At 66.9% G+C, this 13,840-nt stretch carries 11 protein-coding genes; 2 read left to right on the forward strand and 9 right to left on the reverse strand.

Translation table 11 applies throughout. The features are described from left to right. Positions 1-43: 43 nt before the first annotated feature. Positions 44-991 carry a LysR substrate-binding domain-containing protein gene (locus Y958_RS17870; protein ID WP_088873321.1) on the reverse strand — a complete coding sequence of 316 codons (948 nt, stop codon included), beginning with the start codon at positions 989-991 and terminating at the stop codon, positions 44-46. Between the two features lie 131 nt (positions 992-1,122). Between Y958_RS17870 and Y958_RS17875 the strand changes: the two genes are divergently transcribed. Then, a complete protein-coding gene (locus Y958_RS17875) occupies positions 1,123-1,872 on the forward strand; it encodes an SDR family oxidoreductase (protein ID WP_088873322.1) in 750 nt (249 codons plus the stop codon). A 218-nt stretch (positions 1,873-2,090) separates the two neighbouring features. On the opposite strand, the gene Y958_RS17880 is transcribed toward Y958_RS17875, so the two are convergent. Beyond that, a complete protein-coding gene (locus Y958_RS17880; protein WP_088873323.1) occupies positions 2,091-4,058 on the reverse strand; it encodes an SPFH domain-containing protein in 1,968 nt (655 codons plus the stop codon). A gap of 613 nt (positions 4,059-4,671) precedes the next feature. Here Y958_RS17880 and Y958_RS17885 point away from each other — a divergent pair. Further along, positions 4,672-6,324: an OprO/OprP family phosphate-selective porin gene (locus Y958_RS17885; RefSeq protein WP_088873324.1), complete on the forward strand. Its 1,653-nt coding sequence runs from the start codon at positions 4,672-4,674 to the stop codon at positions 6,322-6,324. 34 nt (positions 6,325-6,358) lie between these two features. Here Y958_RS17885 and Y958_RS17890 read toward each other — a convergent pair whose 3' ends face one another. The 7 genes from Y958_RS17890 to Y958_RS17920 form a co-directional block, all read right to left on the reverse strand. Then, complete coding sequence (locus Y958_RS17890; protein WP_088873325.1) at positions 6,359-7,126, reverse strand: MBL fold metallo-hydrolase; 768 nt, start codon at positions 7,124-7,126, stop codon at positions 6,359-6,361. An 8-nt stretch (positions 7,127-7,134) separates the two neighbouring features. Beyond that, entirely contained in the window at positions 7,135-7,980 is an 846-nt protein-coding gene (locus Y958_RS17895) for a TatD family hydrolase (protein ID WP_088873326.1), read from the reverse strand. Continuing rightward, positions 7,980-9,533 (reverse strand): methionine--tRNA ligase, encoded by a 1,554-nt coding sequence (metG, locus tag Y958_RS17900; protein WP_088873327.1) that lies wholly within the window; start codon positions 9,531-9,533, stop codon positions 7,980-7,982. Before metG ends, Y958_RS17895 begins: the two co-directional genes overlap by 1 nt. Positions 9,534-9,597: 64 nt before the next feature. Further along, positions 9,598-10,716 carry a DNA polymerase III subunit delta' gene (locus tag Y958_RS17905; RefSeq protein ID WP_040847993.1) on the reverse strand — a complete coding sequence of 373 codons (1,119 nt, stop codon included), beginning with the start codon at positions 10,714-10,716 and terminating at the stop codon, positions 9,598-9,600. Further along, the gene (gene tmk, locus Y958_RS17910) at positions 10,716-11,360 is read right to left on the reverse strand and encodes a dTMP kinase (protein WP_088873328.1); all 645 of its coding nucleotides are present in this window, start codon (positions 11,358-11,360) and stop codon (positions 10,716-10,718) included. The genes Y958_RS17905 and tmk overlap by 1 nt, the downstream gene beginning before the upstream one ends. Positions 11,361-11,368: 8 nt before the next feature. Beyond that, positions 11,369-12,541: a D-alanyl-D-alanine carboxypeptidase family protein gene (locus tag Y958_RS17915; protein WP_088873329.1), complete on the reverse strand. Its 1,173-nt coding sequence runs from the start codon at positions 12,539-12,541 to the stop codon at positions 11,369-11,371. Between the two features lie 188 nt (positions 12,542-12,729). Further along, positions 12,730-13,821: a septal ring lytic transglycosylase RlpA family protein gene (locus Y958_RS17920; protein ID WP_244909445.1), complete on the reverse strand. Its 1,092-nt coding sequence runs from the start codon at positions 13,819-13,821 to the stop codon at positions 12,730-12,732. Positions 13,822-13,840: the final 19 nt, after the last annotated feature.

The following is a 13,840-nucleotide window of genomic DNA, read 5'->3' on the forward strand; positions in this document are numbered from 1 at the left end:
CACCGAATTCAAGATTGAAGTGACTCTTGTCGAAGAGGGGGCGTCAGCGCGGCCCAGGCGGCCTCCCATCGGTCTCACTCCTGGCCCCTTCCTCGACGAGCCAATCTCTGAATGCAGCAATCATTGGATCATCGAAGTCCTGTGGTCGACAGACCGCATAGTAGGCCAGCGGTGATTCCAGCGTCGGCCCAAAGGGGCGCACCAGGCGCCCCTCAACCAAATCCTGGGTAACAAGAGTGGTCCGGCCCAGCGCGACACCGCCCCCGTCAACTGCGAGGCGGTAGGCTGCGGTGGAATCATTGACCCGCAGACCTCGCGAGGTATCGGGTGCCTCGCGCCCAATATTCTCGAACCAGTCGCGCCAGGTTCTGAAATCAGGCAACAACGCCAGGGACACGTCATGGATAAGCCGGAAATGTGCCAGGTCTTCGGGCGATCGCAGTGGATGGGCGCCGTCCATCAGGGCCGGACTGCATACCGGGAAAAAGGAATCGCGCGTAATATATGTCGCCGACAGGCCCTGCCAGTTTCCGGCGCCGTAGCGTAGACCGACGTCGATATCGCCCTTCGAGAAATCGCTGAGATTCGTATTCATGTCGATGAGCAATTCGCACGCCGGATAGCGGCGGCGGAAACCGTCGAGCCGGGGCATGAGCCATCTGTCGCCGAAGGCGAAGGATACGGTAACGGTCAGGCCTTTGCGTCTGCGCCCGCCCGCCGCGCGGAGCCGAGCCATCCCGCCTGCCAGATGCTCGAATCCGGCGCGCAACTCCGGTAGCGCAGCCTGAGCGGCCTCCGTCAGGACAAGCCTGGCTGCGCCCGATTGTGAGCGATGGAACAGCTCGAACCCGATGACCTGCTCAAGGCGCCGCACGAGCTGACCGACAGCTGCCGGCGTCACGTTCAGCTCGTCGGCAGCCATGGCGAAGCTCAGGTGCCGGGCCGCCGCTTCGAAGGCGCGAAGCGCGTTGAGATGCTCTGGGGCTCGCATGCCGCTAAAGATATTCTATTGCGCGAGCCTAGAACATCTCATTTGTCGGGCAGGCCCTCGAAAAGCGATACATCTTCTTACGGAACGCGCGCTCCGACTTCGTAACACATTCGAAAGTCTGGAGAATTCCAATGTCCAAGTTCAATGGCAAAATTGCTCTCGTCACCGGGGGCACGTCCGGCATCGGTCTCGCCACAGTTTCTCTTCTCCGCGCAGAGGGTGCCGAGGTCATCGCCGTCGGTACCAATCCTGAGCGTCTGGCAGCGGCCCGAAAGATCGTCGGCGATAATGGCCTCGTCCTCGCGGCCGATCTGCGGAAGCAGGCCGATATCGACGGCGTGATCCAGGCGGTGTCCCGGAGGTACGGCAAGCTCGATATCGTTCATGCCAATGCCGGTCTCGGCCTGGCGGCACCGCTGGAAGCGGTCACCGAAGAGCAGATCGATGAGCAGTTCGGCGTCAATTTCAAAGGCCTTTTCTTCACCATCCAGAAGGCGGCTCCTCTGTTGGTGGAGGGCGGCAGCATCGTTCTCACGACCTCATGGCTGAACGCAGTCGGTACCCCAGGCCTGTCGATCCTTTCGGCGACCAAGGCCGCCGTACGCTCCTTGACCCGGTCGCTCGCCGCCGAATTCGCCCCGCGCGGCATTCGCGTCAATGCCGTCAGCCCAGGTCCTATCGCCACGCCGTTCGTCAGCAAGGTCGGTCTCGACGAAGCTACGGTGAAGGCCTTCGCCGATGCCATCGTCACCAAGGTTCCGCTGCATCGCTTCGGCGGCGCCGAAGAAGTCGCTCGGGCGGTCCTGTTCCTCGCTGGTTCGGATAGCGCCTATGTCACCGGCACCGAAGTGGTCGTTGATGGTGGTCTATCGCAAATCTAGGACGAACTAAGGTCCCGGGGGCGGCCCATGGCCGCCCCGACCCCATCAAACGGAGCCGATGATAATGGCTTCCCCCGAAAACATACCCAAACGGACATCGTTGACCCGGCGCACCACACTCGGCGCAAAGCCATATCGGCGACGAAGAGCCACGCTTCGCCGCCGACACTGGCAATGTCAGCGAATAACCCGCTTGCCAGTTGAGCTTGGTTCCGAGCTTACACCGCCGTCTCCGGCTGCTTGCCGCGCTGTTTCACCAGCTGATCCAGTCCGCCCTGGGCCATCAGCAGGCTGATCAGGGCGTCCACCAAGGTGCCGTGACCGGCCTCGCCGCCGCCCATGGCCACGGTGGGCACCAGCGGCACCTTGGCCTGGGTGATGGCGCCGCTCAGCATGGCGGCCACCTCCTTGGACAGGGCCATCTCCGCGCCACCGAAGGCATCGACCTGGGCCTTGGCCGCCTGGGCGTTGGCGTCGCCGATGGCGGCCACACGGTCGGCCTCGGCGCGGCCCTCGGTGCGGGTGCGCATGGCGGTCGCTTCGGCCATCACCTTGGTCGCCTCCGCCTCCTGCGTCTTGCGGGCCAGCTCGGCGCGGCCGTGGTTCTGCGCCACCTCGATGGACACCGACGACTTGGTCAGGTCGCCCTGCGCCGCCGCCCGGGCTTCGGCCGCGCGCAGTTCCAGTTCCTTGGCGGCCGCCACCTGCTGGCTCTCATACGTCTCCACCTTCTCCCGGGCGACCTGGCGGGCGCGCAGCTGTTCAAAGATGGTGTCGATGTGGGTGTCGCCCTTGGCCGCGCGCGGCGTGCCGATCATAACCTCCTTCACGTTCAGGCGGTACTTGGCGAACCGGGCGCTCATGGCGGCCAGGGCCTCGCGCTGCACCTCGGCCCGCTGGTTCACCAGCTCGATCAGGGTGCGGCTTTGCGCGGCGTCCTTGAACCAGGCGCTGACCATGGGGTCCAGGGTCTGCTCCACCAGCTTCTTGATGTCCGCGAACTGCTGCACCACCCAGGGGGCGTCGTCGTAACCGATGTGCACGACGATGGACAGGGGCAGCACCGGCTCGAACGCGTCCTTGGTGATCAGCTTGATCTCCGCCAAATTGTCGTCGAAGCCATGGGCCTCGCTGCGCCCCTCGATCCAGCGCAGGACGAAGTTGGTGGTCGGCACCGTGCTGACCTTCACAGCATAGGGGTTGATGGCGTACTTGCCGGGATGCAGGGCCGTTTGCCAGACGCCGCGCTGGCCCTGCTGCACCAGCTCGCCATGCTTATGATCCGTGCCCGACACGTCGGTGCCGCGCGGGCCGGTGAAGCTGACCACCACGCCGACATTGCCGATCTCCACCTGGGTCTTGGGCCGCACCTCGATGGTGGCGAACAGGCGGTTGATGTAGTAGGTGCCCTCCACCAACACCTGTTCCTGCCGGCCCCGACGGCCGCCGGCGGCCAGGAAGGTCTCCGGATCCTGGAAGGAATTGTGGAAGGTGGCGCCATCGGCGGCGTGAGTGCCCACGGTGGGGGCGATGATCTCGCCATGGTCCAGGGCGGGGCCGTCGTGGACGGTGACCACGCCCACCGCGTCCTCATGGTCGCGGATGATCAGGGGGCGGAAGCCGTTACGCTCCTCGATCATCTCGCGCATGGTCTCCACGGCGCGCGCGTCGCTGGCATCGCCCAGCACCACGGCGTGGGTGGCCGATTCCGTGAAGACGATGAACTGCGCCGTGTTGATGGCGTAGACACCCTCACGCAGGATGCGGCGCTGGGGGCCACGCTGGCCGCCTTGGCTCACGAAGGCGCGGGCGTTCTCTACCCCTACGCCGACCGGCCAGCGGGCCAGCGCCTGGGCGTTGGGCAGGGCCTGGCCGCCGCGGGCGAAGATGTAGGCCAGGCTGCCCTGGGGTACCGTCACCAGGTTGGCGCGGTGCACGCGGTATTGCAGCGGCATGAAGAAATGAAATCCGCCGCGCAGCGTTTCCGGCCGGAAGCCGGCTTCGCCCGCCAGCGCCAGGAAGCCCTCTTCAACCGAGCCGCCCAGGGCCCAGAGCTTCTCCACGATGCCCACGGCATCGTTGCGGATGTAGACGACGGCACCGGTAAGAAACGCCAGGATGAGCACGCCCAGGACGCCGCCCACCAGATAAAGCGTGGTGAGCGCCCAGGAAGGGAACTCCAGCATGGAAGCCTCGTTCAACGGACCTTGATGTGGGCGCCCGGTCCGGATCCGTGACGGAGTCCGGGCGCGGTACCGCCGTTGCCGACGCCCAGGCAAAGGGGCATCCGGCAGGCGGAATGGGGTGGAATTGGGGGGATGTGTCAGGAGGCCGCCGGTGTCAGGGGCGGCGCTGGCTCATGCCGATATCGATGAAGCCTTAGACACGGAAGCCGATCACGGCGCAGGCGTGCCGCTGGCTGGAGAGACAGGAACCGGAACGCCGCATTCTTGGGCACCCGAACCGTTTGTCGATGGCAGGGATTTTACCATGACGGCGGTGTGACACAACGCACACTCGCAATGCTGGCATTTTTTCCCAGCACCGCGCGCCGCGCATGCCGGTTGCCATGGACAAGCCGGGCGATTGGAGTCTGCCAGGCTGATGGGTCCTTGATCCATATCGGAAACAGAGTATTCCGATATGCGCGGCGTATAACTATTTCCGATATTAAGATCTCGTTATCAGATGATCACGAAATACTATCAGCGTGACGCAATAAAGATATAAATATAGCGCCTAGAATTGGCCCTGCATCCCGATCAGGTGCGATCGAATACAGATGAAGGGTTCCTCAAAATGTCGAAGCAAACGCGGACGTCCCGGCCCGGGCGAACCGGCGTGTTCCTGTTCACCGCCGCCTGTGGCCTGATGGCCGGCCTGCCCGCCCACGCGGCTGAGACCGTCCCGCAAGAGGTGCAACGGCTGCGCGCCCAACTGGAGGCGCAGATGAAGGTCAGCCAGGCCATCCAGGCCCGATTGGAAGCGCTAGAGGCGCGCGAGGCCGCCGACGCCAAGGCGCAGGCGGAAACCAAGGTCCAGGCGGAACAGGTCGCGGCGCAAGCGGCCACCCAGGCCAAGACCATCGCCAAGCTGGAGGCCAGCAGCGGCGACAATGGCAGCTTCACCATGGCTGGCGGCCGCCCCACCTTCACCGCCTTCGGCGGCAAGGGCACGCTGCAGATCGGCTTGCAGGCGCAGTTCGACGCGGCGGCCTATTTCGAGGACAACGCCAGCGTGAAGCGATCGGGCGTGGATCTGGGCGATGGCGTCAACGCCCGCCGCATCCGCATTCCCTTCGTCTTCCGCTATGGCGATGTCACGGCGACGGTCACGCCCGACTTCGGCGGGTCGCCGGATGGCCGCCAGAACACCCAGTACCTGTATGAGGCCAACCTAGCCTATATGCCCTTCAAGGGCTTCACGGCAGCGCTGGGGTATCTGCAGCCCAACATCAGCCTGCAGGACGCGCCCAGTTCCAACGACTTCATGTTCATGGAACGCCCGGCCATCATGGATGTGGAGCGCAATATCGCCGCCGGCGACGCCCGCGCCGCCGTGGGCGCCCGCTATTACCAGGACCGCTTCTTCGTCTCCGGCTTCCTGACGGGCCAGGCATATGGTGGCCAGTCCACCACCACCGCGACCTCATCCGTCGGCGCCACCGGATCGGTCACCACCGCCATCTCCACCACCCAGCCCTCCAACGGGCAGCAGACGGGTGCCGTGATGCGCGTGGCGGGCCGCCCGGTCTATGGCGAGGACTACGACGTCCACCTGGGCTTCAGCGGGTCCAAGGTGTTCAGCATGAACCAGAACGACAGCAACCGGCTGGCGCAGAACCTGGCCCTGTCGGTGCAACCGGAATTGCGGGTGGACACCAGCAAGCTGATCAACACCGGTTCCATGCCGGCGACGGGCGTCTACACCTGGAACCCGGAAGTGGGCCTGCGCTACCAGAACTTCCTGGTCCAGGCGGAGTATGTGGAGATTGGCATCAACCGCCAGCATCAAGCCGGGGCCGGCCTGGGCGGTGCCAGCCAGACGCCCGACCTCACCTTCCATGGCGCCTATGTGGACGCGTCCTGGGTGCTGACGGGCGAGCCGCGCCTGTACCAGTCGGCCCGCGGCGGCTTCAGCGGGCTCAAAGTCGCCCACCCGTTCAATCCCGAGACGGGCGACTGGGGCGCGTTCGAGGTGGCGGCGCGCTACAGCGACATCAACCTGAACAGCCATGTCCAGCGTTTCCTGGCCCAGTCGGTGACCGGCGGCGTGGCGGGCGGCCAGCAAGATGTCATTCAACTGGGGCTGAACTGGTACCCCAACGACCATCTGAAGTTCATGGCCGACTACCAGATCGTGGACGTCAGCAAGCTCAGCGGCGCCACCCTGCAGAACCAGGCCGGCCTGCGCTACCAGGCCGTGGGCTTCCGCGCCCAGGTCGCCTACTGAGGCGGCGCCCCAGGACGGTCTGGTGCCGGATGGTTCACGCCATCTCCAGCACCAGGCCGTCGTAGGCCGGCTCCACCCCCGGTGGCAGCATTGCCATCAGGGAGCGGTAGTCCATCTGGTGGTTCATGTGGGTAAGGTAGGCGCGGCGGGGTTTCAGCCGCTCGATCCAGCTGAGCGCCAGGTCCAGATGGGCATGCACCGGGTGCGGTTCGATGCGGGTGGCGTCCACGATCCAGGTGTCCACGCCCTCCAGTACGGCCCAGGCCTTCTCATCCAGATGCACGACATCCGTGGAATAGGCGAAGTCGCCGATGCGGAAGCCCATGCTGGGAAAGCGGCCATGGTCCTGGTGGAAGGGAATGAAGGTCAGATCACCGATGGTGAAGGGGCCGGTGATGGTGTGCGGCACCAGGCAGGGGCGCGGGAACCAGTCCGGCCGGTCCTGCGGCTTGAAGCAATAATCGAACTTTTCCTGCAATTGGCTCAGGGTCACCGTGTCCGCATAGACGGGCAGCGGCTTGTGATTCATCCAGTTGACCTGGCGCAGGTCGTCGATACCGTGCGCGTGGTCGGCGTGCGCGTGGGTGTAGACCACGGCGTCGATGCGGGTGACCTGCGCGTCCAGCAGCTGCTCCCGCATTTCCGGCCCGGTGTCGATCAGCACGCTGGTGCCGTCCGTCTCCACCAGGATGGACGCGCGGCGGCGGCGGTTGCGCGGCTCATTGGGGTCGCAGTCGCCCCAGACGTTGCCGATCATGGGCACGCCGCCGGACCCGCCGCAGCCCAGGATCCGTACCCGCATGCCGTTCCTCACGCCGGGAACCCCGCGACGAGGGTGCCGCACTCGGCGGGGGGGATACGGTCGAACAGCGTCAGCATGGTGGCGGTGGTGGCCCGGGCCAGGTCCGCCGGATCCATACCCTTCACCTCCGCCAGCAGGCGGGCAGTGTGGGCCACGAACGACGGTTCGTTGGTCTTGCCGCGCATGGGTACCGGCGCCAGGAAGGGCGCGTCGGTTTCCACCAGCATGCGGTCCAGCGGAACTTCCTTGGCGAATTCCCGCAGTTCGTCCGACTTCTTGAAGGTGACGATGCCGCTGAAGGAGATGTGCAGGCCCATCTCCAGCGCTTGGCGCCCCAGTTCAGGGCTGGAGCTGAAACAGTGCAGCAGGCCGCGCAGCTTGCCCTCGGCCCCGCCCTCCTCCCGCAGGATGCGGATCATGTCCTCATCCGCGTCGCGGGTGTGGATGATGACCGGCAGGCCGGTTTCGCGCGCCACGGTCAGGTGGGCGCGGAAGCTGGCCTCCTGAACCTCCTGCGGGCTCTTGTTGTAGTAATAGTCCAGGCCGGTCTCACCCAGGCCGACGACCTTGGGGTACGCCGCCAACTCACGCAGCGTCTCAACGGTGCACAGCTCCTGCTCTTCCAGCGCCTGATGGGGGTGGACGCCCACCGTGCACCAGACGTCGGGATAGGCCTGCGCCACCGCGTGCACCTGGGGAAAGCGGCTGAGGTGGGTGCAGATGGTTAGCATGGCGCCGACCCCAGCCGCCCGCGCCCGCTCCACCACCGCATCGCGCTGGTCGGCGAAGTCGGGGAAGTCCAGGTGACAGTGGCTGTCGATCAGGAAGGGCTTCTGGATCAGACCGTCCGGCATCAGGCGGCCCCCTCCGTCTCCTCGACGTGGCGGGGGAACACGCCCTGCGGCGGCGGCAGCGGCGTGCCGGGCACCAGCGCCTGGTCCAGGTGGGCGAAGTCGCGGGCATCCGCCGGCACGGCCAGCAGGTCCAGCACCTTGGCCATGGAACCGGGCATGAAGGGCTGGGTCAGGATGGCGACGTGGCGCATGGCCTCCGCCAACACGTACAGCACCGTGGCCATGCGCGCCGGATCCGTCTTCTTGAGGGCCCAGGGGGCCTGTTCGTCGATGTAGCGGTTGGCGTCACCCACCACCACCCACAGGGCGTCCAGCGCCTTGTGGAAGGCCTGCACGTCCAGCTCCGCCCGCATGGTGAGCAGCAGGCCGCGCGCGGCGGCCAGCAGGGCGTTGTCGGCCTCGGTGAACGCACCGGGCGTGGGCACCACGGCGCCGCAGTTCTTCTGGATGATGGACAGGAAGCGCTGGGCCAGATTGCCGTAGCCGTTGGCCAGTTCGCTGTTGATGCGGGTGACCATGGCGCGGCGGGAGAAGTCGCCGTCGTTGCCAAAGGGGATCTCGCGCATCAGGAAATAGCGGGTCTGGTCCAGGCCGTACTTTTCCAGCAGCTCTGAGGGCGCCACCACGTTGCCCAGCGACTTCGACATCTTCTCGCCCTCCACGGTCCACCAGCCGTGGGCGAACACGCGGCGTGGCGGCTGCAGGCCGGCGGACATCAGGAAGGCCGGCCAATAGACGGCGTGGAAGCGCAGGATGTCCTTGCCCACCACATGCAGGGCGGGCCAGTAGCGGGCGTAGGGCGTGCCCTCCCCCGTCTCGGGATAACCGATGGCGGTGGTGTAGTTGGCCAGGGCGTCCAGCCAGACATACATGATGTGCTTCTCATCGCCCGGGACCGGAATGCCCCAGTCGAAGGTGGTGCGGCTGACCGACAGATCCTTCAGGCCGCCCTTCACAAAGCTCATGACTTCGTTGCGCTTGCCGGCCGGCAGGATGAAATCCGGGTTGGCCTCATAGAAGGCGATCAGGCGGTCGGCCCAGGCGCTGAGGCGGAAGAAGTAGCTGGGCTCCTCCACCCATTCGCACTCGGCGCCCGTGGGCGCGAACTTGCGGCCGTCGGCCTCAGTGCGCAGCTCATCCTCACCGTAATAGGCCTCATCACGGACGGAGTACCAGCCGGCGTAGGAGCCGAGATAGATGTCGCCGCTGTCCACCAGCTTCTGCCACAGCGCCTGCACGGACTTGATGTGCCGTGGCTCGGTCGTGCGGATGAAATCGTCGTTGGAGATGTTCAGCAGGCCGGTCAGGTCGCGGAAGTTCTGCGACACACGGTCGGTGAAGGCCTGCGGGTCGATGCCGGCCTTCTCAGCCGACTTCTCCACCTTCTGCCCGTGCTCGTCCGTCCCGGTGAGGAACTTGACGTCATAGCCGTCCAGGCGCTTGAAGCGGGCCATCACGTCGCAGGCGATCGTCGTGTAGGCGTGGCCGATGTGCGGCACGTCGTTCACGTAGTAGATCGGCGTGGTGATGTAGAAGGGCGGGCGCCCGGACATGGCAACTCTCCGGCTAACAGGCTGTCGGTTTATTATTTAGGTCTGCGCGACCACTTTTCAGCGTTCAGGACGCCGCCGCCTCGATCGTGCGCAGCGCGCTCAACATCACCTGCTTGCGATCGAGATTGGCGCCTTCCGCCTTGGCGAACAGGCGGTTGACGTTGTCCCATACCTCCATCCAGCGATCAAGCGCACGATCCCGGCGCGCCGCGAAGGACAGACGTTCCATCAAGGCCGCCTCGCCCTCCACGATCTCGGCCGCTGCCTGGTCACGGGCCAGCGCGCGGTTGAAGCGGGCCAACCACCACAGCAGCAGGTCGGTCGTCGTCTCCCACACCGTGTCCTGGCCGGCGCGGGCCACTTGGTCGGCCAGGGCATGGGCGGCGGCCAAATCCAGGCGCGGCAGAGTGTCCAGCACGCCCAGCAGCACACGGTAGAGATCCAGGCCCCCGGCGGCGGCCAGGTCCAGGCCTCGGCCGATGCTGCCGTCCGACAGGGTGGTCAGGGCGGCGGCGTCGCCCATCTCCAGGTCCGGCATCATGCGGTTGACCAGGCTGCGCACCGTGGTGGTGGGCAGCGGCTCCAGCATCAGGGTGCGGGTGCGCGAGCGGATGGTGGGCAGCAGCGCGCCAGGGTTGTCCGCCACCAGCAGGATCAGGGCGCGGGGCGGCGGTTCCTCCAGGATCTTCAGGATGGCGTTCTGGCCGCTGGGGTTCATCTGGTCGGCGCCGTCCACGACCACGATGCGCCAGCCGCCCTCCGCCGCCGTCAGCCGCAGGAAGGGGGCGATGCGCCGCACCTCCTCCACCGGCAGGTCGCGCTTGAAACGCTTGCGCTTCTCATCCCAGGTGCGCTGGATGGTCAGCAGGTCGCCATGCGCGCCGGCGGCCACACGCCTGGCGATGGGGTTCTCGGGTGAGACGTACAGGCTGGTGGGCGGCGGTGGGGCGCCGAACAGCCCGTCGTCTTGCGGCTCCGCCCCGCCGGACAGCAGGAAGCGGGCGAAACGGTAGGCCAGCGTCGCCTTGCCGATGCCGGGCGGTCCGCCGATCAGCCAGGCGTGGTGCAGGCGTCCGCCGGTGGCGGCCTTGAGCAGCGTCTGCTCCGCCGCCGTATGGCCCATCAGGTCGTGCGTGGCGATGGGCGCCGGCACGCTTTCCCGGTCGAACGCTGGCGCCGGCATCAGGCGGCCCTCCCCAGGGGACCCAGGCGCCGCTCCACCGCCGCCAGCAGCCGGGCCTGGATGGTGGCGATGTCGCCGGTGGCGTCGATCACGGCGCAGCGGCCGGGATCATGGGCGGCGATGTCCAGGAAGCCCTGGCGCAGGCGTTCATGGAAATCCATGCCCATGCGCTCGTACCGGTCTTCGGCGCCGGGCCGTGATCCAGCACGCGCCAGACCGGCCTCGACCGGCAGGTCCAGCACCAGGGTCAGATCGGGCATAAGGCCGCCGGTGGACAGGCGGTGCAGGTCGGCCAGGACGCCCCGGTCCACGCCCATGGCGTAGCCCTGATAGGCAACGGTGCTGTCGACATAGCGGTCGCACAGCACCCAGGCGCTCCGGGCCAGGGCCGGGCGCACCAGTGCCTCGACATTCTCGTGCCGGGCGGCGTTATGCAGCAGCGCCTCGGTCAGGCGCTGCCAGGGCGTGTCGCCGGCCACCAGCAGGCCCCGGATGGCGGCGGCGCCATCGGAACCGCCGCCCGGCTCGCGGGTGGTCACCACCTCCACGCCCCGGTCCGTCAGGGCCTGGGCCAGCAGGCGGATCTGGGTGGACTTGCCTGCCCCCTCTCCGCCCTCAAGGGTGATGAACCGGCCGGTCGCCATTAGCCGCCTCAGCTGCCGAAGATCATGCGGTGCAGGCCGGCACCCATGCGGCCGAACAGGCCCAGGCGCGGCACGTCGTTGGCGGCCCGCAGGGGGATTTCCAGGGTCTGCAGGTCCGGCGCCGTCACCTTCAGGGTGGCGACGGTGGCGCCCTTGGCCACCGGGGCGGCCAGCGGCAGCTGCGTCACCACGGCCACCTTCATGGCGCGGCGCTGCTCGGCGGTCAGGGTGATCTTCAGGGCGTCGGGGATGACCACCGGCACCGTGTCGGCGGTGCCCAGCGATACCGGCAGGGTGTCCACGGTCTCGCCCGCCTTGAACAGGGCATAGTCGTCGAACTCGTGGAAGCCCCATTCCAGGATGCGGGCGGGCTCATCCGCGCGGCTCTGCATGCTGGTCAGGCCGTTGATCACCAGCACCAGGCGGCGATCGCCGCGCTTGGCCGAGGCGATCAGGCCGTAGCCGCCGGCCTCGGTATGGCCGGTCTTCAGGCCGTCCACGCCCATGTTGCGGTACAGCAGCGGGTTGCGATTGCCCTGCTTGATCTTGTTGTAGGTGAACTCCAGCTCCGAGAAATAATGATAGTACTCGGGAAAGTCGTGGATGGTGTGGATGGCCAGGATGGCCAGGTCGTGCGCCGTGGAATAGTGGTTGGCGTCCGGCAGGCCGGCGGCGTTGGTGAAGTTGCTGTCCTTCATGCCCATGTCGTGGGCGCGCTTGGTCATGTTGCGGCAGAAGGCTTCCTCCGTGCCGCCCAGACCTTCCGCCAGGACGATGGTGGCGTCGTTGCCGGACTGCACCAGCACGCCACGGATCAGATCCTCGACCTTCACGTTGGCGCCCAGCGGCAGGTACATGGTGGAGCCTTCGGTCTTGGCCCCGCCCAGTTCCCAGGCGCGGCGGCTGACCGGCAGGCTGTCCTCCAGCGACAGCTTGCCGTTCTTCAGCCGGTCGAAGACCATGTACATGGTCATGACCTTGCTCATCGACGACGTCGGCATGTGCTGGTCGGCGTTCTTGGCGAACAGGACGGTGCCGGTGTCGGCATCCATCAGGATGGCCTGGCGCGCCTCGGTATCAATGGTGGCGGCGTGCGCCACGCTGCTCAACAGACCGCCCAGCAGCCCTATAACCAGGGCGGCCCTAACCGCGCCGCGTGTCGCCAAAACCTTCAGTTCCATGTCTCTTCTATCCCGACTGCGTGTCCGATAGCTCTAATAGCCTTAAAGCATGCGGGGGCACTGATGCCCCATGAACGGCCGTCCATGCCAGTCTCCAGACGGCCTATGGCCAAAATGTCCCAACCGGCGGCGCCCCCGGTGCACAGGGTGCGGCGGCCGGCGGGACCATTTCAAGCTTAACCCGCGCCTTACTCGACGATCACGCGGGCGCCGTTGTTGCCTGCGGCCACCACCTGGTCCAGCACCTGGTCGGCCTGTTCGGGCGTGTCCAGCGGCCCGACGCGGACGCGGAAGAACTGCGTGCCGTTGACCATGCTGGGCGCCAAGAAGGACGGGCCGATGCTGGCCAGCCGGGCGCGCAGCTTGTTGGCGTTGTCGAACAGGGTGAAGGACCCAGCCTGCACGTAGATGCGCTTCGGCCCCGGGCCGACCGCGACCTGCTGCACCACGGGCGCCGGCAGGAATCGGCCGTCCGGCTCCGTCGTGCCGGGAACGGTGGTGGGGGCCGAGACAGGCCGCGCCGGGGCCGGATTCGGCCCCTGCGCCGGCGGCAAGGCCTGGCCCTGCACCGTCACGCTGGGTCGCGGGGCGGCCTTGGGCACCGGACTACCGTCCGCCATGGTGGTGGGCACGGGCGCTGTGCTGCTGGGCGGCGCGGTCAGGGCCACCTGGCTGCCGCCGGCCTGCATGGCCGCCGCCGCGATGGCGCGGCTTTCATCCGCCAGGATCTGCACCCGCACCTTGGCCGTGCCCTGCTGTTCCATACCCAGCAACTGGGCGGAGCGGCGGGACAGGTCGATGATGCGGCCGGCGGCGAAGGGGCCGCGGTCGTTGATGCGCACGACGATGGAACGGCCGTTGTCCAGGTTGGTCACCCGCACCAGGCTGGGCATGGGCAGGGTCTGGTGGGCCGCCGTCAGCTCGTTCTGATCGAAGGTTTCGCCGTTGGCGGTGCGCTCCTGGTGGAACCCCGGGCCATACCAGCTGGCGATGCCGGTCTGGTCGTAATCATAGTCGGCGCGCGGATAGTACCAGATGCCACCGATCTGGTAGGGGTTGCCCACCTTGTAGGTGGGCTGGCCCGCGCCTGCGGTCGATGGGGCCTGGGTCTTGACGGTGGCGGCGGGGCCCGGCGCCTCCTGCTTGTGGGCGCAGCCGGCCATCAGCAGGCCAGCCAGCGATGCCCCGGCCAGGGCGGGCGCTTTCCAGGGGAACTGCCACATCGATTCGTTGGTGGCGGCGGCCGTCGCCGTCCGCTTCACCAGATTTGCCCGGCTCATCACTCGCACACCGCTATGG

Source organism: Nitrospirillum viridazoti CBAmc (genome assembly GCF_000730165.1).
GTDB classification, from domain to species: domain Bacteria; phylum Pseudomonadota; class Alphaproteobacteria; order Azospirillales; family Azospirillaceae; genus Nitrospirillum; species Nitrospirillum viridazoti.